This window comes from Kitasatospora sp. NPDC056800 (genome assembly GCF_042789775.1).
Lineage (GTDB): Bacteria > Actinomycetota > Actinomycetes > Streptomycetales > Streptomycetaceae > Kitasatospora.
Genome location: NZ_JBHUAL010000117.1, coordinates 1 through 23,224 on the forward strand (window position 1 = coordinate 1; position 23,224 = coordinate 23,224).

Consider the following 23,224-nt stretch of genomic DNA (forward strand, 5'->3'; position numbering starts at 1 on the left):
GCGGGTGCTCCGCTGTCCGGGCCGCCCGGCGCTGGTCACTCGGCGCACCGGCGATACCCCCGTCACCGCCGGTAGAAGACGCTCCGCGACCAGAAGTAGCCGACCAGCGTCAGCGCGGTGCACCAGGCGAGGGCGATCCAGGCACTGGTGCCGATACCGGTGCCCAGCAGCAGCCCGCGCAGGGTCTCGATCATGGGCGTGAAGGGCTGGTACTCGGCGAACCAGCGCAGCGCCGTGGGCATGGAGTCCGTCGGCACGATGGCGCTGCCGATGAAGGGCAGGAACTGCAGCGGCATCGGCATGTTGCTGGCGCTCTCGACCGTCTTGGCCACCAGGCCGATGCCGGCCGATATCCAGGTCAGGGCGATGGTGAGGAAGAGCAGCAGCCCGGCCGCGGCCAGCCACTCCACCGGTCCGGCGTTGGGCCGGAAGCCCATCGCGAGGGCCGTGCCGACCACCAGCACCAGCCCGATCATGGTCTGGATGACGCTGCCGACCACGTGCCCCGCCAGGAAGGCGGAGCGCGATATCGCCATCGTGCGGAAGCGGTTGACGATGCCCTCGGTCATGTCGGTGCAGATGCCGATCGCGGTGACCAGCGCCCCGGACGTGGCCGCCATCAGCACGATGCCGGGCGTGACGTAGTCGATGTAGTGGCCGCCGCCGATGCCGGCGCCCAGCGTGCTGCCGTAGGCGTAGTTGAAGAGCAGCAGCATCATGACCGGCGTCACCACGACCGCGAAGGTCAGGGACGGGTACCGCAGCGCGTGCTTGAGGTTGCGGCGCAGCATGGTCAGCGAGTCGCCGAGCGCGTGGCCGGCGGTACTGGTGGCCATACGCGTGGCCGTGTGCGTGGCCGTGCTCATCGCGAGCCCTCCCCGGTCAGTTGGAGGAACACGTCGTCCAGGTCGGCCGTCTCCACGACCAGTGACTCGGCCTGCACGGACGCGTTGTCGAGGGCGTCCAGCACGGCCTTCACCGTGAGGACGGAGTTGTCCCCCGGGATCTCCAGCCGCAGCGCCTCGGTGTCGGCCGTGGCGTACGGGAACAGGACGGCGGCGGCGGCCAGCGAGCCGGCGTCGGTGAACCGGAGCCGGATCCGCCCGCCGGGGGCGTACCGCTTCAGCTCCTCGGCCGTGCCCTCGGCGACGATCCGGCCGCCGTCCAGGACGGCTATCCGGTCGGCGAGTTGGTCGGCCTCCTCCAGGTACTGGGTGGTGAGGAAGATCGTCACCCCGTGGTCGGCGACCAGGCTCCGGATGATCTCCCACATGGTGCGCCGGCTGCGCGGGTCCAGCCCAGTGGTCGGCTCGTCCAGGAAGATCACCCTCGGGTCCCCGACCAGGGTCATCGCGAGGTCGAGCTTGCGCCGCATGCCGCCGGAGAAGGTGGCGACGGCCTCGCGGGAGGCCTCGGTGAGGTCGAAGCGCCGCAGCAGCTCCTCGGCCCGCCTCCGCCCCTCCCGACGGCGGAGGTGGTTGAGGTCGGCCATCAGCAGCAGGTTCTCCTCGGCGGTGAGCAGGTTGTCCACCGCGGAGAACTGGCCCGTCACCCCGATCGCCTTCCGCACCCCGTCGGCCTCGCGTTCCACGTCGTGCCCGGCCACCCGGGCCGAGCCGCCGTCGGCGGGGATCAGGGTGGAGAGGATCTGCACGGTGGTGGTCTTGCCGGCGCCGTTGGGCCCGAGCAGGGCGAACACGCTGCCCGCCGGAATCTCCAGGTCGATGCCCCGCAGGACCGCCTTGTCCCCGTAGGACTTGGTGAGCCCCGTCGCCGAGACCGCCGGGAGCGAACGGACCGCCACGTCCGCCGGGGCCGCCGTGGTCGCCGCCATCACGCCCGCCGGACGATGACGTTGCCGACCTGGGTGCGGCCGCGGACCTCGACCGTCTCCACGGCGTCGCCCGGGCCCTTGGTGGGGCCGAGGTCGTTGCGGACGCCGCCGACCTTGCTGTGCACGTCGAGCCAGGCCGCCGTGCCCTCCGCGATGCCGACCTCCACGTCCCCCACGCTGGTCTGCAGGGTGACCTGGCCGCGGACCACCCGGCCGACCCGGATGTGGCCGTGCGCCGACTTGGCGGTCACGTTCCCCTCGGCCTGGCCGACGTGGATCCGCCCGTTGGAGGCGTTGGCGTGCAACTCGCCGCGGACCTCGTCGATCTCGGTGTCGCCGCTGCTGTTCTTGACCGTCAGCCGGCCGCCGACGGAGCCGATCTCGATCCGGCCGGCTCCGGAGACCTCGGCGTCCCAGGCCGTCCCGCCGAGCCGGATGTCCCCGAAGCCGCTGTCGAGCCGGGCGCTGTCGGCGTGCTCGACCTGGATCCGGCCGAGCGAGGTCTTCAGCCGGCAGGCGCCGAGCGCCCCCTCGGTGACGAACTCGGCCATCGGGGACTCGCTGTGGACCTCGGAGCCGACCGGCAGCTCGACCAGGATCTCGACCGCGCCCTTCTTGCCGCTGAAGACGGAGCGCTGCTTGGGGGCCTTGATGCCGAGCCGGCCACCCGAGAAGTCGACCTGGGTCTGCTCGGCGGCCTTGACGTCCGCCTCCTTGGCCGGGTTGGCGGGCCGGACCTCGACCACGGCGTCGGTGCGCTTGCTCGCCTTGATCCAGACCGAGCCGATGTCGAACTCGAGGATGGCGGAGATCGGTCCGTCGGTCTCGTACGTAGGCATGGCTGTCCCGTCCTCTTGACTCGTGTGGGTGTCCCCGCTGGTCGGAGCGGGGGTGACGTCGAAGGTGCAGAAGGTGGTGCGGGAGGTGCTGCGGGCGCTACGGAGCTGTCAGTGGACCCAGCCGGTGAAGCCCTGGCCGCCCATGCTGCGCGGGACCCGGCTGCCCGGGTCGGCGACCGGTCGGCGGGCCGGCTCACCGCCCTCCAGGGCGCCGGCCAGGGCCCGGACCAGCCAGGCGTTGAGCGAGAGGCCGGCCTCGACGGCGGCCTCCTCCGCCCGGGCCTTGAGGTGGGCGGGCAGCCGGAGGTTGATCCGGGCGGTGCCCGTCTCGTCCGACTCCGACGACACCGGAGGCACCACCGGTGGCGCCACGGGCGGCACGACTGGTGCCACCGGCGCCGACGGTGGTGCCATATCGCCGTGGAAGGCGTCCGATCCGGGCGGCGCCGTCACCACGAACTCCGGGTCGAGTCCGCGCAGGCGCACGTCCACCGAGCCGGGGGCGAGGTCGCGGGTGACTTCTCCCATGGCCGCCGACAGCGCGTTGAGCAGGGTGAGCCGCACGGCCGACTCCAGCGGGAGCGTCAGCCGCTCGGCCAGCGCGCGGGCTTCGTCCCCGCCGGTGGCGGCGGCCACCGCGAGCTCGTTCCGGAGGTTTTCCACATATGGCGTGAGGTCCATGGCCGTAAGCATGGCACAGCGGTGGCGCCATGTCGAGCATTTATGGCACCACTGTGGCGCCATCACCCGAACGGCTGTGGCGCCGACCCGCACCGGAACACGGAACCGCCCCGTCGACCCCCGGGAACGAGGGGGTCGACGGGGCGGTTCACCAGGGGAAACGCGGACCGCGGGAAGGTCAGGCCTGCTGCCAGCCCGCCAGGTAGGCGTCGATCTCCCCGGTCAGCCGGGTCTTGCCCGCCCCGTCCAGGAAGGAGGCCTCGACGGCGTTGCGGGCCAGCCCCGCCACCCCGGCCTCGTCCAGGCCCAGCAGCCGCGCCGCCACCGCGTACTCGGTGTTGAGGTCGGTGCCGAACATCGGCGGGTCGTCGCTGTTGACCGTCACCAGCAGCCCGGCGTCCACCATCCGCTTGATCGGGTGGTCCTCGATCCGCTCCACGGCCCGGGTGGCGATGTTGGAGGTCGGGCAGACCTCCAGCGGGATGCGGTGCTCGCCCAGGTAGTCGAGCAGCGCCGGGTCCTTCACCGCCTGGGTGCCGTGCCCGATGCGCTCGGCGCCGAGCATCCGGATCGCGTCCCAGACCGTCTCCGGCCCGGTGGTCTCGCCCGCGTGCGGCACGCTGTGCAGGCCGGCCGCCCGGGCCCGGTCGAAGTACGGCTTGAACTGCGGGCGCGGCACGCCGATCTCCGGGCCGCCCAGGCCGAAGCTGACCAGGCCCTCGGGGCCCAGCTCGGTGGCCAGCCGGGCGGTCTCCTCGGCGGACCGCAGCCCGGCCTCGCCCGGGATGTCGAAGCACCAGCGCAGCACCACGCCGAGCTCCTTCTCGGCGCGCAGCCGGGCGTCCTCGATCGCCTCCATGAAGGCGACCTCGGGGATGCCCCGGCGGACCGAGGAGTACGGGGTGATGGTCAGCTCGGCGTACCGGATGTTCTGCCGGGCCATGTCCTCGGCCACGCCGTAGGTGAGCGCGCGGACGTCCTCGGCGTCCCGGACCAGGTCCACCACGCTGAGGTAGACCTCGATGAAGTGCGCGAAGTCGGTGAAGGTGAAGTACTCGGCGAGCGCCGCCGGGTCGGTCGGCACCTTGGAGTTCCCGGCGTACCGGGCGGCCAGCTCCGCGACGACGCGCGGCGAGGCCGAGCCGACGTGGTGGACGTGCAGCTCCGCCTTGGGCATCCCGGCGATGAACGCCTCGATGCTCCGGTCGGTGGAGCCGATCCGGCTGGTGTGGGGGACGATCCGACTTCCGTCCGGCTGGACCACGGTGGTTCCCTTCTTCCTTCTCCGTGCTTCTACGCGCGTATCGCGAAGTTCGGCCCAGGATAGGCCCACGCCGGGGGCGCCGTCCCCGGATCACCCCCCGAGCGCGACCGCCACGGTGTGGATCAGCAGCCCGGCCAGGGCGCCGACCACGGTGCCGTTGATCCGGATGAACTGGAGGTCGCGGCCGACGTTGGCCTCGATCTTGCGGGAGGCGTCGTCGGCGTCCCAGCCCGCCACCGTCTCGGAGATCAGCGAGGTGATCTCGGTGCGGTAGGTGTCGACCAGGTACTGGGCGGCGTCCTGGAGCCAGCCGTCCACCTTGGCCTGGAGCTTGGGGTCGGTGGCCAGGCGCTCGCCGAAGCGCCGCACGCCGTCGCGGATGCGCCGGCGCAGCTCGCTGTCCTCGTCCTCGGCCGCGCCCATCACCAGGGTGCGCACGGCCGCCCAGGTGGAGTTGATCAGGTCCTGCACCTCGGGGCGGGCCAGCAGCTCGCCCTTGGCCCGCTCGACCCGGGCGATGGTCTCCGGGTCGGTCTGCAGCTCGGTCGCGAAGTCGGCGAGGAAGTTGTCGATCGCGCCGCGGGCCGGGTGGTCCGGGTCGTCCCGGATCTCGGTGACGAACCGCATCAGCTCCTTGTAGACCCGCTCGCCGACCTGGTGGTCGATGAACCTGGGCGTCCAGCCCGGGGTCTTCTGGGTGACCTTCTGGACCACCTCCTCGTGGTTGGTGGTCAGCCAGCCGTGCGCCCGGACGGCGACCAGGTCCACCACCCCGTGGTGCCCGCCGTCCGCGACCACCTTGCCGAGCATCCGGCCCATCGGCTCCGCCACCGAGGTGGCCGCGGCCCGCCTGGTCACCGCCTCGGCGACCACCGCCCGCACGTCGTCGTCGCGGAGCACCGCGAGCAGGCCGCGCAGCGCCGCCGAGGCCTCCTTGGTGACCCGCTCGGCGCTGCCCGGCGCGGCCAGCCACTCCCCCAGCCGGCGGCCGATGCCGAGCGCCGCCAGGCGGCCGCGGACCACGTGGCCGGAGAGGAAGTTCTCGCCGACGAAGTCGCCGAGCGAGCGGCCGAAGGCGTCCTTCTTGGTCGGGATGATCGCGGTGTGCGGGATCGGCAGGCCGAACGGCCGGCGGAACAGCGCGGTCACCGCGAACCAGTCGGCCAGCGCGCCGACCATGCCCGCTTCGGCGGCGGCCGCCACGTACCCGGCCCAGGGGCCGGCGCCGGCCGCCTTGGCCCAGGTGGCCAGGGCGAAGACCAGGGTCGCGAAGGCCAGCAGGCCGGTCGCGATGGTCTTCATCCGGCGGACGCCGCGTCTCTTCTCCTCGTCGGCCGCGGTGAACCGGACTCCGGGGCCGGTCCCGCTGAAGGCATCGTCACTCACCCCGCCAGTCTGCCCGTTGCCCGGCGCGGACGGGGGCGCGCATCGCGATCACGCGCCCCGGGGGCCTCACGGGGCCGGGCGAGGAGGGGCCTCACTCCCCGCCCAGCACCATCCGCCGCACCTCCGCGCCCGCCCAGCGCTTCGGGTCCGTGCACCGCCGCCCGTCCAGCAGCACCCGCACCCCCGGCAGGTCCACCGGCGCCAGGTCCCGGTACTCCGGGTGGTCCGCCTGCAGCACCGCCGCCACCACCGGCTCCCCGCCGTACGGCGGCAGCCCGAGCGCCGCCAGCTCCTCCGCCTCGTACAGCGGGTCGCTGACGTACGGCCGCGCGCCCGCCGACCGCACCGCCTCGACCAGCGGGAACACCCCGGAGTACGCCGTCTCCTTGACCCCGCCCCGGTACGAGGCGCCGAGCACCAGCACGCCCTGCCCGGCGATCCCGCCCGGCACCGCGCCCGCCAGCACGCCCACCGCGTACCCCGGCACCGCCAGGTTGGCCTCGCGCGCCGCCCGGACCACCGTCGCCCCCGGGTCGTTCCACAGGTACAGCCGCGGGTACACCGGGATGCAGTGCCCGCCGACCGCGATGCCCGGCCGGTGCAGGTGGCTGTACGGCTGCGAGTTGCAGGCGTCGGCGATCTCCGCGAAGTCCACCCCGACCTCGTCCGCGTAGCGGGCGAACTGGTTGGCCAGCGCGATGTTCACGTCCCGGTACGTGGTCTCGGCGAGCTTGCTGAACTCGGCCGCCTCCACCGAGGCCAGCTCCCAGACGCCGTTGGGCCGGGGCAGGTCGGGGCGCGGGTCGAAGTCCAGCACCGCCCGGTAGAACTCGGCGCCGCGCCGGGTGGAGGACGCGTCCAGGCCGCCGACCAGCTTGGGGTAGCGCCGCAGGTCCGCGAAGACCCGTCCGGTGCGGACCCGCTCCGGACTGAACACCAGCGCGAAGTCCGTCCCGGCCGCGAGCCCCGACCGGGCCGACAGCCGCGGCGCCCAGCGCTCCCTGGTGGTGCCGACCGGCAGGGTGGTCTCGTAGCTGACCAGGGTGCCCCGGCGCAGCCCGGCCGCGACGGCGTCGGTGGCCGCGTCCAGCAGGGCGAAGTCCGGGCTGCCGTCGGCGGCGGTGACCAGCGGGACGACCACGACGACGGCCTCGGCCCGGGCGACCGCGGCCGCGGTGTCGGTGGTGGCCCGCAGCAGGCCCTCGGCGACGACCCGCTTGAGCGCCTGGTCCAGGCCCGCCTCCCGGGGGAACGGCGGCACGCCCCGGTTGACGCTGTCCACCACGCCCGGCGCGATGTCCGCGCCGGTCACCCGGTGGCCCTTCAGCGCGAACTGCACCGCCAGTGGCAGGCCCAGCTTGCCCAGCCCGACCACGCAGACGTCCAGGCTCATCCCCGTCCTCCGTTCACCGAGTCGGCCAGCCGGCGCCACGCCGGGTTCCTCCGCAGCCCGCGCCGCACCTGCTCCGGGACGAGACCGCGCCACAGCTGCCGCGCCAGGTCCAGCGGCCCGGCGGCCGCCTCGACCTCCGCCTCCGCCGCCTCCTCGCGCAGCAGGAACAACTCGTCCGGCAGACCGAGCCGGGCGTCCCGGAACGCCGGGTAGCCCGCGTACTGCCGCCGTCCGTCCACCACCACCGGCGGATCGCCGTGCGCCGCCTCGTAGCGGACCTGGTCGCGCAGCGCCTCCGGCCGTACCGCGCAGGCGAGTTCGAGCCGCACCCGCTCGGCGACCGGCAGCCGGTGGTACACCTCGCGGGCACCGAACCGCTCGACCAGCCGGGCGGTCTCGACGCACACCCGCTCCTGCATGTCCGCGGTCAGCAGCAGGAAGCCCTCCCGCAGCAGCCGCGGCACGTCCCAGCCGAAGCTGCGGGCCCGGATGGCGTCCAACTCCTCGCCCGGCTCGGCCAGTTCGACGGCCACCTGCTGCAGCGCGGCGATCCCGCGCAGCCGGTCCAGCACCCCGGCCCGCTCGGTGACGTTGCCCCGGTCCTCGCGCAGCACCAGGAAGTAGCAGTCGTAGGAGGCGAGGACGGACACCCTGGCCGCCCGCAGGCAGGCCTCCAGGGTGAACGGCTGGTCCGAGAAGACCTTCAACCCCTCGTCGCGGCGCAGCCCGTGGCGCCGGACGAGGTCGAGCCGGAACAGCTTGGTGTCGGCCAGCGCCCAGGCCAGCGCGGAGTCGGCGAAGCCCACCGACTCGGCGTCGGCGTGGAAGATCCCCTGCGGCACCAGCCGCCCGTTCACCCCGACCTGCTTGGGCACCACCACGTCCGAGCCCCAGGCGTCGGCGGCCGTGACCAGCCGCTCCAGCGCCTCCTCGCCGAGCCAGTCGTCCGCGCCGAGGAACAGCACGTAGCGGCCGCGGGCCAGCTCCAGGCCGCGGTTGGTCGGACCGGCCGGGCCGCCCGAGTTGGACTGGTGCACCACCGTGAACAGCCCGGGGTGGCGGGCGGCGTACTCGTCCAGCAGCTCCCCGCCGCCGTCCGTGGAGCCGTCGTCCACCGCCACCACCTCCAGCCGCCCCGGCGCCAGGGACTGCCCGACCAGCGAGTCCAGGCAGGCGGTGAGGTACGGCATGGTGTTGTAGACCGCGACCACCACGGTCACGTCGGGTACGGCCATCGGGTGGCGGGCCTCCGGTTCCGGACATCGGCGAGTGATGCCGGGTCAACTCACGGTGGGGGCCGGGGGTCACGACGATCACCCACACCGGTGACGCGGAACCGAACGCACCCCCGGCCGTCGCACGGGTGAGCGACGGCCGGGAAGGCGAACCAGGACCCGGCACCCGTCAGCCGATCGCGACCTCCGCGTACATCCGGGCGATCACGTCCTCGATGGCCGGCTCGCGCACCGACAGGTCCACCAGCGGGTAGCGCGCGGCGACCGCCGCCACGATCGGCGCGGCGCTCTCCTGGGCCGGGAAGGCCAGCCACTGGCGCGACCCCTCGACCCGGGTGACCCGGGCCCCGGGCACCTCGACCGGGTGCCCGAGCTCCTGCGCGAGGTCCACCACCAGCGTCCGCTCGCTGCGGCCGGTGGCGTGCAGCCCCTCCAGCCCGCCGTCGTACACCAGCCGGCCGTGGTCGATCACCATCACCCGGCCGCAGAGCTGCTCGATGTCGGTCAGGTCGTGGGTGGTGAGCAGCACGGTGGTGCCCCGGTCCCGGTTGACCTCGCGCAGGAACTCCCGCACCCGGCCCTTGCTGACCACGTCCAGGCCGATGGTCGGCTCGTCCAGGTAGAGCACCCGGGGGTCGTGCAGCAGCGCCGCCGCGAGGTCGCCGCGCATCCGCTGGCCGAGCGAGAGCTGGCGCACCGGGGTGTCCAACAGCCCGCCGAGGTCGAGCAGTTCGACGCAGCGGTCGAGGTTCTCGCGGTACCGGGCGTCGGGGATCCGGTAGATCCGGCGGGCGAGCTCGAAGGAGTCGCGCAGCGGCAGGTCCCACCAGAGGGTGGTGCGCTGGCCGAAGACGACGCCGATCCGGCGGGCCAGCGCGACGCGCTCCCGGGCCGGGTCGACCCCGGCCACCCGCAGCCGTCCGGAGCTGGGGACGAGGATGCCGGTGAGCATCTTGATGGTGGTGGACTTGCCGGCCCCGTTGGGCCCGATGTAGCCGACGCACTCGCCGGCCTCGACGGTGAAGCCGAGCCCGTCCACCGCGCGGACCTCGCGCCTGGCCCGGCTGAACCGGCCGGTGCGGGTCCGCACGGTGAAGGTGCGGTGGACGTCCTGCAGTTCGATCAGTGCCATGGGGTTCCTCACGAAGCGAAGCGAAGCGAAGCGGCGGGGGTTCAGCTGCCGGTGCCGCGGTAGGCGCGCAGCCCGGCCCGCCAGGCGAGTCCGGCGGCGAGGACGCAGACCGCGGCGGCGACCGGGGAGGCGAACTGGAAGGCGGTGGGCAGGCCGAGCGGGTCGGGCCGGTCGAGGATGCGCAGCGTGGGCAGCCAGTTGACGAAGGCCAGCGGGACGCCGAAGACCACCGCGGCGACCAGCTCCTTGGCGAAGATCGTCGGCGGGTAGTGCAGCAGGGTCGCGCCGCCGTAGGTGAAGGAGTTCTGGATCTCCTTGGACTCGCCCCACCAGAACTGGACGGTGGCGCCGCCGACGTAGACCGCGCCGAAGATGACGGTGCCGCAGAGCAGCAGGACGGGCACCAGCAGCACCCGGTCCCAGGTCCAGTGCACGTCCAGGGCGGTCAGCGACCAGACCAGCACGGCGACGGCCTGGAGCGGGCGGCCGAGCCGGCGCAGCGTGAAGCGTTCCGCGCACAGCTGGGAGAGCGCGGGCGCGGGCCGGATCAGCATGGTGTCCAGCGAGCCGCTCCGGATCCGCGCGCCCAGGCCCTCGGCCGAGCCGACCAGCAGGTTGGCCGTGCCGAGCGAGAAGGCCGCGGTGGCGTAGAGGAAGGCGGTCTCCGGCAGGCTCCAGCCGCCGAGCCGGTCGGTGTGCCGGAACATGATCACCAGCACCACGAAGTCGAGGGAGTGGGTGACCAGGCTGGCCACCAGGTTCAGGGCGAAGGAGGCCCGGTAGGCCATCATCGAGCGCATCCACATCCGGGCGCAGAGCCACCAGGAGCGCAGCGCCCAGGCGGTGCGGGGCCCGAGGGAGTCGCGGGGCCCGAGGGGCTCCCGTACGAGCTGCTCAGCCACCCTGCACCACCACCCTGCGGGTGGCCAGCCACTGGGCGCCCCGCCCGGCGGCGAGCAGCACCGCCGCCCAGCCGAGCTGGAAGCCGAGCGCCCCGAGCAGCGCGGCGCCGCCGGTCCGCTCCAGGAAGACGTCGGTGGGGACGTTCACCAGCGCCGACCAGGGCAGCACCCGGCCGAGGTCGCCGAGCCAGCCGGGGAACAGCGCGACCGGCAGCAGCATCCCGGAGAAGAACATCGAGACCACCAGCATCACCGAGCGCACCCCCTCCGAGTCGTGCAGCCAGAAGCCGGTGATCGAGACCAGGAAGCGCAGCCCGAAGCTGACGATCACCGCGAGCAGCGCGGAGAGCAGGAAGAACGCCCAGGTCAGCGGGTGTTCGGGCAGCCGGATGCGGAACACCAGCGCGCCGATCAGCATCGGCACGGTGCCGCGCACCAGCGCCTGGAAGCCGGCCCGGCCGAGGTCGGAGGCCAGCCACCAGCCCTGGAAGTCGACCGGGCGGTAGAGGTCGACGGCGATGTCGCCGCTGCGGAAGCGGTCCTGGAGGTCGTCCTGGAAGCCGCCGCCCCACACCGCGACGGTGACCAGCAGGCTCTGGCTGACCCAGATGTACGTGACGGCCTGGCTCTGGTCGTAGCCGCCGAGGCCGGGGCGGGCCTGCCAGAGGGCGAGGAAGGAGGAGGCCAGGATGATGCCGAAGACGGTGTTGGTGAAGGTGCCGGCCACGGTGGCGGCCCGGTAGGTGGAGTAGCGGCGGAAGGCGCCGCGGGCGACGGCGGCGTAGAGCATATTGTCTCCTTGTCGACAAATATGGGCAGAGGGAGGCGCCCCTCGACATCCGCGCACGCCCCAGCGGCTCCGACCGGCCGTACCCGGGGGGTGCCGGGCCTGGCGGGCGGAGCTGCGGAAGTCGGTGCGCCGGAAAGCCGGTGCACTGGAAGGCCAGTGCACCGAAAAGTCGGTGCGCTATGCGGTTTTCACCTTTCACCGTACCTCCGGCCCGCACCACCCGCACCCGGTTTTTCCGACCTGAGCCGACGTCAAATAGCAGATAATCTCGGCATGACCTTGAGCACCCGCCGCCAGGCCAAACGGGCCGCCCGCCGCGAGGCCCGCCGCGCCCTCCCGCTCTGGCGCCGGCTCCTGCCCACCTGGCGGATCACCCTCGGCACCCTCACCGCGCTGCTCCTGCTCGCCGCCGGCGGCTTCGCCGTGCTCTACGTCATCGTCCCGGTGCCCGACCCCAACGCCCACGCCGTCGCCCAGAACAACATCTACCTCTACGCCGACGGCACCACCGAGATCGCCCGCACCGGCGCCGTCAACCGCACCGACGTCACCATCGACCAGATCCCGCTCCCGACCCAGCAGGCCGTCGTCTCCGCCGAGGACCGCACCTTCTACCAGAACCGCGGCATCGACCTGAAGGGCATGCTCCGGGCCGGCTGGAACACCCTGCTCGGCAAGGGCATGCAGGGCGGCTCCACCATCACCCAGCAGTACGTCAAGAACTACTACCTCACCCAGGACCGCACCATCGAGCGCAAGGGCCGCGAACTGCTCATCGCCCTCAAGGTCGACCAGCAGCGCGACAAGCGCGAGATCCTCGCCGGCTACCTCAACAGCAGCTACTTCGGCCGCGGCGCCTACGGCATCCAGAGCGCCGCCCACGCCTACTACGGCGTCGACGTCTCCCAGCTCACCCTCGGCCAGGGCGCCTACCTCGCCTCCCTGCTCCAGGCCCCCAGCCTCTACGACGTCAAGACCGCCACCCCCGCCAACCGCGAGAAGGCCGTCGCCCGCTGGAACTACGCCCTCGACGGCATGGTCCAACTCGGCTTCCTCACCCTCGCCGACCGCGCCGCCACCACCTTCCCCGACCCGATCGACCCCCAGCCCGCCACCGGCCTGGCCGGCCAGGCCGGCTACCTGGTCGGCGTCGCCGACGACTACCTCGTCTCCTCCGGCACCATCGACGCCGCCACCCTCAAGGCCGGCGGCTGGCGCATCACCACCACCTTCGACAAGCCCCGGCAGGACGCCTTCGCCAAGGCCGTCCAGGAGCAGCTCACCGGCGAACTCGACCCCCAGGCCCGCCCCACCACCGACACCGACGTCCGGGTCGCCGGCGCCTCCGTCGAACCCGCCACCGGCCGGGTCGTCGCCGTCTACGGCGGCCCCGACTACGCCAAGCAGCCCTACAACGACGCGCTGCGCCAGGACAACCAGATCGGCTCCACCTTCAAGCCCATCGACCTCGCCGCCGGCCTGGTTGCCCAGCACGACCTCGACGGCCGCCCGATCACCACCGAGTCCCGCTACGACGGCACCAGCGAACGCCCCGTCACCGGCGGCCCCACCCCCTACGCCCCGCCCAACGAGGACGGCGTCGACTACGGCAACATCACCCTGCGCTACGCCATGGTGAAGTCCGTCAACTCCGTGTACGCCCAGGAGGGCGTGGACGCCGGACTCGCCCGCGTCCGGGAGACCGCCGTCAGACTCGGCATCCCCGACAGCGTCCGCGGCATGGACCCGGCCAACACCTCGATGACCCTCGGCACCGCCACCCCCAGCGCCCTCGACCTGGCCGGCGCCTACGCCACCCTCGCCGACCACGGCCAGGCGCACACCCCCTGGTCCGTCCTCAAACTCGAACGCGTCAACCCCGGCGGCGCCGTCGACGTCCCCAAGATGCCCGAGCACAACCCCACCGACGCCCTCGACCGGGAGATCGCCGACTCCGTCACCGACGTGCTGCGCGACGTCATCAGCCCGCGCGGCACCGGCGCCGCCGCCCTCGACCTCGGCCGCCCCGCCGCCGGCAAGACCGGCACCACCGACTCCAACCTCTCCGCCTGGTTCGCCGGCTACACCCCCGAACTCGCCACCACTGTCGGCCTGTTCCGGGAGAACCCGAAGACCCACGCCAAGGAACCGCTGGCCGGCACCGCCGGACTCAGCCGGATCAACGGCGGCGCCTTCCCCACCCGGATCTGGACCGCCTACACCGCCGCCGCCCTCGACGGCACCCCCACCCAGGACTTCGACCTCCGGACCGGACACGGCGCCACCACCGCCACCCCCTGGCCCGGCGTGTCCGCCAGCGGCAGCCCCAGCGCCACCACCCCGACCACCGCCCCGGCCGCCGGCGGCGAACCCGCCACCACCGACCCGGCCCCCGGCACGCCCGCCGGCCACACGCCCAGCGCCCCCGCCGCCACCGGCCAGCCCCCCACCGGCCCCAACACCCCCAGCCCGCAGGCCACCAGGCCGACGACCACCGACCCGGAGCAGCCCAGCCCCACCCCGAAGCCCACCCTGGTCCAGCCGACCCGCCCCACGGCCCTGCCCAGCGCCACCGGCGGCCCCGCGAGCCACCCGGTACCGCCGCCGCCCCCGACGCCCTGAGCCCCCGATCGGCTCCCGGTCAGCCCCTGAGCTCCTTCTCCAGCGGGGTGCGGAACCGCGGCGTCACCCGCACCCCGCCCAGCCAGCCCGCCAAGCGCTCCGCCTCCGCCGCGACCGCCCGCTCCGCCTCCGCCCCGGCCCCCCGGAACAACCGCCACACCACCTCGCCGTCCGCGCGCTGCGTCCAGCCGCCCACCACCTCGCCGCACCACCACACCGTCGGCCCGGCGTTGCCCGCCCGGTCGAACAGCGCCGGCACGTCCTCCGGCCGCAGGTACCAGTCCCGCCCGCGCCAGCCCATCACCGCCGGGTCCAGCGCGGGCAGCAGCGCCGCCCACGGCTCCGGCTCCGCCACCGGCCCCTCGTCCCCCGGCAGCACCAGGGCCGGCGCCCCGTCGGCCAACGCCACGTCCAGCGCCCCGAGATCGGCCAGCGCCCGGCGGACGTCCCCCAGCGTCCAACCCGTCCACCACTTCACGTCCTCGACCGTCGCCGGCCCGTACGCCGCCAGCCAGCGCCGCACCACCTCGGCCTTCGCCTCCCGCACCGGCACCTCCGGCCACTGCGGCACCAGCGCCCACGGGTAGCTGCTGCTCAGCCACGACCCGCGCGGACGGCAGCGGCGCACGTGCCCGTCCGAGGCCAGCAGCCGCAGCAGCCGGCTGCCCACGCTCTGCCGCGCCTCGTACGCCTTGCCCGCCGACATCAGCATCGTCTCGCGCAACTGCGGTACGTCCTCGGAGAGTTCCTTGGTCGTCGCCTCGCCGCGCCCGGCCAGCGCGGCCAGCACCTCGCGCTCCGCCTCCGCCAGCCGGGCCTCGTCCCAGCCCTCGGCGTGGTCCCGCAGGTGCTTCAGCAGCGTCGCCCGCTCCTTCGCCGCGATCGCCCGTGCCGCCGCCGAACTCACGTACGGGGCCAGGCCCTCCGTCACCGCGAAGATCGTCCGCCGCATCGACAGCAGCTTCACCAGCGAGACGTCCTCGTACAGCGCCCGGTCCACCTCCGCCGCCGAGGGCTCGGCCAGCCGCGCGCAGGCCGACAGGTACACCGTGGCCGCGTCCGTCGCGTGCAGCCCGACCACCGCGTCGGCCACGTCCTCCACCCGCGCCGCCCGCACCGACGGCGCCAGCAGCTGACGCCGCCCCAGCCTGGCCCGACGCTCCCCGTCCCCGATCACCGGCACACTCATGCCGGGACCCTAGCGCGCGGCACCGACAACGCCCCCGATCCCCGCGGCGGACCGCCATGTCGCGGACCCCCGCCGCGAAAGCACGGTGCCCCCGACCCGGGTCGGGGGCACCTCAGGGCACGGAGCGGATCAGACCGTCACAGGTACAGCCCGGTCGAGCCCTCCGTGTCGCCGAAGCGGGTGGCGGCGACGGCGTGCAGGTCGCGCTCGCGCAGCAGCACGTAGGTGGCGCCGCGGACCTCGACCTCCAGCTTGTCCTCCGGGTCGTACAGCACCCGGTCGCCGGGCTCCACCGAGCGCACGCTCTGGCCCACCGCGACGGCCTCCGCCCAGGTACAGCGCTTGGACAGCTCCGCCGTGGCCGGGATCAGGATGCCGCCGGTCGAACGGCGCTCGCCCTCGCCGCCCTCGATCCGCACCAGCACGCGGTCGTGCAGCATCCGGATCGGCAGCTTCTCGCCGAGCCGGTCGTGGCGGGCGGGCTCCTGCGCGTCGTCGGAGCGCGTCGGTTCGTGGTTCGTACTCACGGTCCCGAAGGTACCTCCCCCGGGCGCGGGGCGTGACGCTGGCCCGGTATCCGGAAGGCCCGGCAGGCGGAGCGCCGGGCGCGCGGAAGCCCGGGCACGCGAAAGGCCGGGCACCCGTCGCGCCCGGCCCCGCCGTCCCGCTGTGCGCTCAGCCCTTGCGGCGCTTGCGCGCCGAGGCGACCAGCAGCACCAGGCCCACGCCGACCAGCGCGGCCGGGACGATCCGCTCGCGGCGCGGCTGCCCCTTCTCGTCCACGAACTGCGCCCGGACCTTCTCCACCACGCCGCTGGCGGCCACGTACGCCCGGGCGGTCTTCTCCTCGACGGCGGCCACCGCCTTGGCCTTGACCTGGGCGGTCACCGTGCTCGGGTGGACGCGGACGGCCAGCTCGTCCAGGGTCGACGCCAGCCGGTCACGCGTCCGCTCGATGTCCGCCTCGATCTGGGCGGTCGTCCGCGCCGACTTGTCCTGCGTGCTCGCCTCGCCCACTCGGGCCACCCCATTCACTCGCCGATGTTGTTCCATCCGATCCCTGCGATCGGTGCGACTGACCCAGTGTGTCAGCTGCCGCACACGGTCGCGCGGCCCCACCCACCATCGGAGGTAAGTTTGCCGTGGTACGACCGCCCGTCCCAGCATCCAGGAGAGTACGACCGTGAGTGAGCGTCTCCAGCCCGGCGACACCGCGCCCGCCTTCAGCCTGTCCGACGCCGACGGCAACCAGGTGTCCCTCGCCGACCACGCGGGCCGCAAGGTCATCGTCTACTTCTACCCCGCCGCCCTGACGCCCGGCTGCACCAAGCAGGCCTGCGACTTCACCGACAACCTGGAGGTCCTCGCGGACGCCGGCTACGACGTCATCGGCATCTCCCCGGACAAGCCGGAGAAGCTCGGCAAGTTCCGCGAGGCCGAGAACCTCAAGGTCACCCTGCTGTCCGACCCGGACAAGGAGGTGCTGGAGGCGTACGCCGCCTTCGGCGAGAAGCAGAACTACGGCCGCACCTACCTGGGCGTCATCCGCTCCACCATCGTCGTGGACGAGCACGGCAAGGTCGAGCACGCGTTCTACAACGTGCGGGCCACCGGCCACGTCGCCAAGCTGCTGCGCGACCTCAAGGTCGGCGCGTAAGCGTCGGCGCGTAAGCACGGCCGGAATGACGAAGCGGTGGCGGCACACCCCCCGACCGGGTGCACCGCCACCGCCGTCCTCACCTCAGCGGACCGCCCTGATCAGCAGGTCCCGAGGTCGCTCCAGACGCCCCACGAGCCGCTGGCCGCGGGGTCGTCGCCCTTGGTCCACCACTTGTTCTGGTAGTAGTGGCCCTTCCACGAGACCTTGGTGGGCGTCGCGTAGGTGGTGCCGGCGTCCCAGCTCGGGGCGGCCGCGCAGGTGCCCGAGGTCGGGGTCGCGGTCGGCGTCGGCGTCCCGGTCGGGGTGGCCGTCGGCGTGCCGGTCGGCGTGCCCGTGGGGGTCGGCGTCGGGGTGGCCGTCTGCGACGGCGTCGGGGTCGGGGTCGGCGTGCCGCCGTCCACCGCGCCGCGGGTCAGGTCGCCCTTGATCCCGTACAGCGTGCCGCCCACGTTGACCGTCCAGTTCGACGGCGTGGACACCGGCAGGTAGTAGACGAAGTCCATGTCGATCGAGGCGCCCGGCGCCAGCGACTGCCAGCCCGGCAGCTTGACCGACACCCGGTTGTAGGTGCCCTTCAGGCCGCCCACGTTGCCCGGGCCCGGGTTGTCCTGCTTGATGACCTGGAGGCCGAAGCCGGACTGGTCCTTGGCGTTGCCCGGGGCCGAGTTGCCGTAGTCGAACTGGAACTCGGTGCCGCCCGGCAGGGTCAGCGTCGAGTTGTTGACGATGTGCAGCTTCGGGTTGATCGGGTAGTTCGAGTCGCCCAGCGCGAAGTTAGTGAACGACACGTCGATCGGCAGGGTCTGCTGCGGCAGCGCGGTCGTCGCGCGGACCGCGCCGTACGGGGCCGCCGACTTGAACTTGTCGTACATCAGCGAGGTCAGCGTCGAACCGGGCACGTACTCGCCCTTGCCGCCGTTGGCGGCCGCGTCCCACTTGTAGTCGCCCGCGAGCTCCCAGATCATCGCGCCGCCGGCGCCCTGGTTGACGATGTAGTCCGCCTTGGCACCCACCGACTGCTCGTCCTCGGTGGAGAGGAACACCTTCTTGGCGTCGTTCCACAGCCACGGCGCCACCAGCGCGGAGCTGTAGTTGCGGGTGTAGGTGCCCTGCAGCGCGGTGTCGGAGACGCCGTACTTGGCCAGGTAGTCGGGCAGGATGCCCTTCTCCAGGTTCTTGGCGTGCCACATCGGGTTCGACCCGGCCGGGGACTCCTTGCCCGCGTCGTCCTTGTCGTTCCAGATGTTGTCGATGCCGACCGCGCCGTCACCGCAGGCCGTCAGGCCGGAGCCGGCCGGGCAGGTGGTCGCCGAGGCGGTGCCCCAGAGGCCGTTGGTGCCGCCCTGCACGTTCTTGAAGCCGCGGGTGTAGTACGGCAGGCCGACGTTGATCCGGCCTCCCGGCATCGAGCCGCGGAAGTAGTGGTACGACCAGTCGGCGTTCAGGTAGCCGATGCCCCCGTACTGCCCGGTGCCGTAGACGTTGGCGGCGGCCAGCTCGCCGTCCTTGCCGTCGTCGTACAGCGAGGCGTTCGGGCCGACGTACTTGTTCCAGGCGCCGTGCAGGTCGTACGACATGATGTTGACGTAGTCCAGGTACTTCGCCACCTGGAAGGTCTCCATGCCGCGCAGCAGGTAGCCGGAGGACGGGGCGGCGACCGACAGCAGGTAGTGCCTGCCGTCGGCGGCGCCGGCCTTGTCCAGGCTCTCGCGCAGGGTCTTCATCAGCGCCGCGTAGCCCTTGGCCAGCGAACCGCGCTTGGCGTTGGCGAGCTGCCAGTCCAGCGGGTTGCCGGCGTCCTTCATCGAGGTCGGGTACTCGTAGTCGACGTCGACGCCGTTGAAGCCGTACTTGCGGATGAAGTCGACCGAGGAGGCGGCGAAGGTGTCGATGCCGGCCTGGTTGACGCTGCCGTCCGGGTTGACGGTCATCGAGTAGAAGCCGCCGGAGTTGACGCGCTTGCCGTCGTCCCCGAAGTAGCCGCCGGTCTCGGTCCAACCGCCCACCGAGATCAGGGTCTTGACGTTCGGGTACTGCTTCTTGAACTTCGTCAGCAGGTTGAAGTGGCCCTTGTACGGCAGGCTCGGGTCCAGCTCGGCACCGGGGACGCCGGGGAAGGAGATCCCGGTGGCCTCGTTGGTCGGGCCGTCGGCGCCGACCGAGAGCTTGTTGTCGCCGCCGACGTGGCCGAAGGCGTAGTTGAGGTGGGTGACCTTGTCCCAGGGGATGTCGGTCGCCAGGTACGGGGCGTCGCCGTTCTTGCCGGTGCGCCAGCCGGTGAAGTAGCCGATGATGCGGCGCTGGTGGTCCGCGCCCATCTTCTCGCGCCCGCTGGTGTCGTAGACGGAGCAGTACGGGACGTCCACACCGGGCGTCTGGTACAGGCCGTCGGGCCGACAGGCCGCGTTGTCGACGGCCGCGGACGCCTGCGAGGGCGCCGCACCCAGCGTCGCCATCAGCAGTCCGGCCAACGAGGCCGCCGCGAGCGAGGCCACACCGGCGCGGGCCGCCGGGCTCTTCCGGCGGTGCGCGGCGGTGGGACGCCGCTCCGCCGTGTTTCGGATCAACACTCGGTCCTCCAGGAGAGAGTGTCGGCGCGTGCCTGTGGGGGAGCACGCACGTGGGGGTTGCAATTGGCGGAGAAGCTATGTGGTCTGAACCACATAGGTCAATAGGTCTGTACCAATTGGTAATCAACAGCCAAACATCACAGGTCGGAAGCGCGCGACATCCAGTCAGCCCCCTGGCCGAAACCCACCGCCACCCGTAACCCGACCCCGCCCCGCTCGTTGGCCCGTCCGAGGGAGGACCCGCACGAGCCCGCACTGGGGGCCATCATGCCGGTCAAGTACACCCGCGAGCTGCTGGCTTCGCTCGCCGCCGAGTCGAGCAGCGTGAACGAGATGATGCGCAAGCTCGGCATCCCGATGGCGCGTGGCACACACAGCTACCTCACCAAGCGGCTCCACCATTACGGCATCGACACCGCACACTTCGACCAGGGCTGCCGCTCCTACCGTCAGCGCCAGTACTCGAAGGAGGCGCTGGCCGAAGCCGCAGCCCTCGCGACCACGCTCGACGAGATGCTGCTCGCGCTCGATCGCGAGCCGAACGAGTACAACCGCAAGTACCTGCGGCAACGGATCAAGGCGTACGGCGTCGACGCCTCGCACTTCCCGACGCCCGGGACGATCTACACGAAGGAACTGCTCCAGGAGGCCGTCGCCGCATCCCACAGCGTGGCCGGCGTCGTACGCTACCTCGATCGACGACAGGCCGGCGGCACCCAGGCCCACATCGGGCGGCGCATCAAGGACCTCGGCATCGACACGTCGCACTTCACCGGACAGGCCCACAATCGCGGCGGGCACGCTCCGACGCGGATCCCAGCCGATCAACTGCTGGTCCGACGCGCCCAGAGCGCGAAGCGAATCCCCGGCGCTCGAATCCGTAGTGCGCTGGCCGAACTCGGCCGACCCGAGCTGTGCGAGGACTGCGGCACCGGGCCGGAGTGGCGAGGACGCCCCATGACGCTGGAGGTCGACCACGTCAACGGCGACTGGTCGGACAACCGCCCGGGCAACCTCCGGCTGCTCTGCCCGAACTGCCATGCCATCACCGATACCTACTGTCGCCGGAAGAATCGTGCCACCACCACGCGCGACAGCCGGTAGGCTTGACCTGGCACGCGCCTGTACTCCAGCTGGCAAGAGAGATGCGGCTTAGAACCGCAGTGTCGTGGGTTCGAGTCCCACCGGGCGCACCAGGCCAGATGGCCCGCTCCCCTTCAAATCGAAGGGGAGCGGGCCATCTTCGTTACTGCGGGGCGTCAGGCGATGAGGTCCTTCACGACCGGGGCGAGGGCGCGGAAGGCCTTGCCGCGGTGGCTGATGGCGTTCTTCTCGTCGGCGGTGAGCTCCGCGCAGGTGCGGGTCTCGCCGAGGGGCTGGAGGATCGGGTCGTAGCCGAAGCCGCCCTCGCCGGCCGGGGCGGTGCGCAGGGTGCCGAGGAGGCGGCCCTCGACGACGCGCTCGGTGCCGTCGGGGAGGGCGAGGGCGGCGGCGCAGAAGAAGTGGGCGCCGCGGTGCGGCTCGGCGATGTCGGAGAGCTGGGCGAGCAGCAGGTCGAGGTTGGCGCGGTCGTCGCCGTGCTTGCCGGACCAGCGCGCGGAGAAGATGCCGGGCGCGCCGTTCAGCACGTCCACGCAGAGGCCGGAGTCGTCGGCGACGGCGGGCAGGCCGGTGGCGCGGGCCAGGGCGTGGGCCTTGAGCAGGGCGTTCTCGGCGAAGGTGACGCCGGTCTCGGGGACGTCCGGGATCTCCGGGTAGGCGTCGGCGCCGACGAGTTCGACGTCCAGGCCGGCGTCCGCCAGGATGGCGCGGAGCTCGGTGACCTTGTGCTGGTTGCGGGTGGCGAGGATCAGGCGGGTGGACATATCGCCCACCCTACCGAGTGGCCGGAGGCGGTCAGCCGGTGCAGAGCGAGGTGAGGTTGCCGGCCGCGTTGCCGAGCGGCTTGAGGTCCGGGACCTCGTTCCTGTCCGCCGCCCGCTGCACGTTCTCGACCTGCTTCTGCAGATCGGTCACGGCCTTGGCGACGTCGGTGTTCTTGGAGTTCTTCCCGACCTGGTCGAGGTCGTTCTTGAGCTTCTGCAGGGCCTTCCCGGCGGCCGCCGAGTCGTTGCTCGCGTTGTCGTACGCCTGGGTGACGTCGGCGAGGTCGCCGGTGATCCTCACGGCGGTGTTGCCGCAGTCGAGCGCCTTCTGGGCGGCGGAGCAGCTCACCATGCTGAGCGGGAGGATCGCGATGAGTCCGGCCACGGCGAGGGCGGCGGGGCGGGCGATGCTCGACGGCATCCGATCCTCCTGGGGGGCGCGGGTTCCGTGGGGTGGGACGCGCGCAGAGGGGTGCGCGGTTCCCGCAGCGGGGGTGCTGCGGGAACCGTACGGTCTCCGGACCCGGCCTGTACAGCAGGCCGACCGTCAGGTCGACCCTTCGGCGGGCCGTTCGCCCCGCGGCCCCACCCGCGGCCCGTACGCGCGTCCGTACCGGTCCGAACGGCCGTCCCCACCCACGGGTTGACCGTCCGTCCGTTCCGCTCCACGGCCGCGGGGCCCTCGCCGGTTCAGCCTTCCAGGGCCTTGCGCTGGATCTCGTCGAGCTCCGCGCAGCCGAGGCTGCCGAGGTCGAGCAGCCGGTCGAGCAGCTCGCGGTCGAACGGGGCGCCCTCGGCGGTGCCCTGGACCTCGACGAAGCGGCCGTCGGAGGTGCAGACGATGTTCATGTCGGTCTCGGCGCGCACGTCCTCCTCGTACTGGAGGTCGAGCATCGGGACGCCGTCGATGATGCCGACGCTGACGGCGCTGACGCCGCCGGTGATCGGCTGGCCCTTGGCGCGCAGCAGCTTCTTGTCGCGGGCCCAGGCCACGGCGTCGACCAGGGCGACGTAGGCGCCGGTGATGGCGGCGGTGCGGGTGCCGCCGTCGGCCTGGAGGACGTCGCAGTCGAGGACGATGGTGTTCTCGGCGAGCGCGCGGTGGTCGACCACGGCGCGCAGCGAGCGGCCGATGAGCCGGCTGATCTCGTGGGTGCGGCCGCCGATGCGGCCCTTGACGGCCTCGCGGTCGCCGCGGGTGTTGGTGGCGCGCGGGAGCATGGAGTACTCGGCGGTGACCCAGCCCTCGCCGCTGCCCTTGCGCCAGCGGGGCACGCCCTCGGTGACGCTGGCGGTGCACAGCACCTTGGTGTCGCCGTAGGAGATGAGGACGGAGCCTTCGGCGTGCTTGCTCCAGCCCCGTTCGATGGTGATCGGGCGGAGCTGGTCGGGGGTGCGGCCGTCGATGCGTGACATAGGCACTGAGCGTAGTCGCTCCGGGGGGCCGCTTCCGGAGGCGAGCCGGAGAGGGCGGGGACGCGCCACGGCCCGCCGTCCCCCTGAGCGGGTCGGCGGGCCGGGCGGGCTGAACCTGGGTGGTTCAGCTCACATCATGTCCTCGATGTCGGCGGCGATCGGGTCGGCGTCGGTGCCGATGACGACCTGGATCGCGGTGCCCATCTTCACGACGCCGTGGGCGCCGGCGGCCTTGAGGGCGGCCTCGTCGACCAGGGAGGCGTCCTTGACCTCGGTGCGCAGGCGGGTGATGCAGCCCTCGACCTCTTCGATGTTGTCGATGCCGCCCAGACCGGCGACGATCTTCTCAGCCTTGCTGGCCATCTGGTTTCTCCCTCTGTCTCGGCCCTTCGGCGGCTCTGCCGGGTGCCGTCCTGCGCTGGTGCTGGGTGTCCCTCGACCGTCGT

Annotated in this window: 22 protein-coding genes and 1 tRNA gene; 4 read left to right on the forward strand and 19 right to left on the reverse strand. The window is 72.6% G+C overall.

The annotated features are described in order from the left end of the window. Positions 1-62: 62 nt before the first annotated feature. The 11 genes from ACFRQN_RS24000 to ACFRQN_RS24050 form a co-directional block, all read right to left on the reverse strand. The gene (locus tag ACFRQN_RS24000; protein WP_259316612.1) at positions 63-836 is read right to left on the reverse strand and encodes an ABC transporter permease; all 774 of its coding nucleotides are present in this window, start codon (positions 834-836) and stop codon (positions 63-65) included. A 26-nt stretch (positions 837-862) separates the two neighbouring features. Then, positions 863-1,834, reverse strand: coding sequence for an ATP-binding cassette domain-containing protein (locus ACFRQN_RS24005; RefSeq protein WP_380742018.1), 972 nt, complete (start codon positions 1,832-1,834; stop codon positions 863-865). Beyond that, positions 1,834-2,673 carry a DUF4097 family beta strand repeat-containing protein gene (locus tag ACFRQN_RS24010; RefSeq protein ID WP_049650301.1) on the reverse strand — a complete coding sequence of 280 codons (840 nt, stop codon included), beginning with the start codon at positions 2,671-2,673 and terminating at the stop codon, positions 1,834-1,836. Before ACFRQN_RS24010 ends, ACFRQN_RS24005 begins: the two co-directional genes overlap by 1 nt. A gap of 108 nt (positions 2,674-2,781) precedes the next feature. After that, positions 2,782-3,354 carry a toxin-antitoxin system HicB family antitoxin gene (locus ACFRQN_RS24015; protein WP_380741999.1) on the reverse strand — a complete coding sequence of 191 codons (573 nt, stop codon included), beginning with the start codon at positions 3,352-3,354 and terminating at the stop codon, positions 2,782-2,784. A 178-nt stretch (positions 3,355-3,532) separates the two neighbouring features. Then, on the reverse strand, positions 3,533-4,573 hold the full coding sequence (locus ACFRQN_RS24020; protein ID WP_369808275.1) for an adenosine deaminase: 1,041 nt from the start codon (positions 4,571-4,573) through the stop codon (positions 3,533-3,535). 135 nt (positions 4,574-4,708) lie between these two features. Then, on the reverse strand, positions 4,709-6,004 hold the full coding sequence (locus ACFRQN_RS24025; protein WP_259316613.1) for a DUF445 domain-containing protein: 1,296 nt from the start codon (positions 6,002-6,004) through the stop codon (positions 4,709-4,711). A gap of 91 nt (positions 6,005-6,095) precedes the next feature. Further along, on the reverse strand, positions 6,096-7,391 hold the full coding sequence (locus tag ACFRQN_RS24030; protein WP_049650311.1) for a nucleotide sugar dehydrogenase: 1,296 nt from the start codon (positions 7,389-7,391) through the stop codon (positions 6,096-6,098). Positions 7,392-7,393: 2 nt separating this feature from the next. Next, positions 7,394-8,632 (reverse strand): glycosyltransferase, encoded by a 1,239-nt coding sequence (locus tag ACFRQN_RS24035; protein WP_117487985.1) that lies wholly within the window; start codon positions 8,630-8,632, stop codon positions 7,394-7,396. Positions 8,633-8,801: 169 nt separating this feature from the next. Further along, on the reverse strand, positions 8,802-9,764 hold the full coding sequence (locus ACFRQN_RS24040) for an ATP-binding cassette domain-containing protein (protein WP_074005054.1): 963 nt from the start codon (positions 9,762-9,764) through the stop codon (positions 8,802-8,804). A 41-nt stretch (positions 9,765-9,805) separates the two neighbouring features. Next, on the reverse strand, positions 9,806-10,666 hold the full coding sequence (locus ACFRQN_RS24045; protein WP_380742002.1) for an ABC transporter permease: 861 nt from the start codon (positions 10,664-10,666) through the stop codon (positions 9,806-9,808). Beyond that, positions 10,659-11,456, reverse strand: coding sequence for an ABC-2 family transporter protein (locus tag ACFRQN_RS24050; protein WP_074005053.1), 798 nt, complete (start codon positions 11,454-11,456; stop codon positions 10,659-10,661). Before ACFRQN_RS24050 ends, ACFRQN_RS24045 begins: the two co-directional genes overlap by 8 nt. Before the next feature lie 273 nt (positions 11,457-11,729). Here ACFRQN_RS24050 and ACFRQN_RS24055 point away from each other — a divergent pair, with 273 nt between their 5' ends. Next, the gene (locus ACFRQN_RS24055) at positions 11,730-14,078 is read left to right on the forward strand and encodes a transglycosylase domain-containing protein (RefSeq protein WP_380742004.1); all 2,349 of its coding nucleotides are present in this window, start codon (positions 11,730-11,732) and stop codon (positions 14,076-14,078) included. A gap of 19 nt (positions 14,079-14,097) precedes the next feature. Here ACFRQN_RS24055 and ACFRQN_RS24060 read toward each other — a convergent pair whose 3' ends face one another. The 3 genes from ACFRQN_RS24060 to ACFRQN_RS24070 all read right to left on the reverse strand — a co-directional run bounded on the left by ACFRQN_RS24060 (position 14,098) and on the right by ACFRQN_RS24070 (position 16,284). After that, positions 14,098-15,267: a winged helix DNA-binding domain-containing protein gene (locus ACFRQN_RS24060; RefSeq protein ID WP_380742006.1), complete on the reverse strand. Its 1,170-nt coding sequence runs from the start codon at positions 15,265-15,267 to the stop codon at positions 14,098-14,100. Between the two features lie 137 nt (positions 15,268-15,404). Further along, positions 15,405-15,707 (reverse strand): co-chaperone GroES, encoded by a 303-nt coding sequence (locus ACFRQN_RS24065; protein WP_049655715.1) that lies wholly within the window; start codon positions 15,705-15,707, stop codon positions 15,405-15,407. Positions 15,708-15,942: 235 nt separating this feature from the next. Next, a complete protein-coding gene (locus ACFRQN_RS24070) occupies positions 15,943-16,284 on the reverse strand; it encodes a DUF3618 domain-containing protein (protein WP_049655697.1) in 342 nt (113 codons plus the stop codon). Between the two features lie 166 nt (positions 16,285-16,450). Between ACFRQN_RS24070 and bcp the strand changes: the two genes are divergently transcribed. Further along, the gene (gene bcp, locus ACFRQN_RS24075) at positions 16,451-16,924 is read left to right on the forward strand and encodes a thioredoxin-dependent thiol peroxidase (protein WP_049655699.1); all 474 of its coding nucleotides are present in this window, start codon (positions 16,451-16,453) and stop codon (positions 16,922-16,924) included. 101 nt (positions 16,925-17,025) lie between these two features. Here the strand turns inward: bcp and ACFRQN_RS24080 are convergent, their stop codons facing one another. Further along, a complete protein-coding gene (locus ACFRQN_RS24080) occupies positions 17,026-19,383 on the reverse strand; it encodes a chitinase C-terminal domain-containing protein (protein WP_380742021.1) in 2,358 nt (785 codons plus the stop codon). Between the two features lie 381 nt (positions 19,384-19,764). Between ACFRQN_RS24080 and ACFRQN_RS24085 the strand changes: the two genes are divergently transcribed. After that, positions 19,765-20,601 (forward strand): HNH endonuclease signature motif containing protein, encoded by an 837-nt coding sequence (locus ACFRQN_RS24085; RefSeq protein WP_063780269.1) that lies wholly within the window; start codon positions 19,765-19,767, stop codon positions 20,599-20,601. A 14-nt stretch (positions 20,602-20,615) separates the two neighbouring features. Then, positions 20,616-20,693, forward strand: a tRNA-Leu gene (locus tag ACFRQN_RS24090). A gap of 63 nt (positions 20,694-20,756) precedes the next feature. Here ACFRQN_RS24090 and rdgB read toward each other — a convergent pair. The 4 genes from rdgB to ACFRQN_RS24110 form a co-directional block, all read right to left on the reverse strand. Then, a complete protein-coding gene (rdgB, locus tag ACFRQN_RS24095; RefSeq protein WP_380742008.1) occupies positions 20,757-21,362 on the reverse strand; it encodes an RdgB/HAM1 family non-canonical purine NTP pyrophosphatase in 606 nt (201 codons plus the stop codon). A 31-nt stretch (positions 21,363-21,393) separates the two neighbouring features. Further along, positions 21,394-21,783, reverse strand: a complete 390-nt coding sequence (locus tag ACFRQN_RS24100) for a hypothetical protein (RefSeq protein ID WP_049655703.1) — start codon at positions 21,781-21,783, stop codon at positions 21,394-21,396. Positions 21,784-22,052: 269 nt separating this feature from the next. After that, positions 22,053-22,778: a ribonuclease PH gene (rph, locus tag ACFRQN_RS24105; RefSeq protein WP_049655704.1), complete on the reverse strand. Its 726-nt coding sequence runs from the start codon at positions 22,776-22,778 to the stop codon at positions 22,053-22,055. 129 nt (positions 22,779-22,907) lie between these two features. Continuing rightward, the gene (locus tag ACFRQN_RS24110; RefSeq protein WP_030060521.1) at positions 22,908-23,141 is read right to left on the reverse strand and encodes a glucose PTS transporter subunit EIIB; all 234 of its coding nucleotides are present in this window, start codon (positions 23,139-23,141) and stop codon (positions 22,908-22,910) included. Between the last annotated feature and the right edge of the window lie 83 nt (positions 23,142-23,224).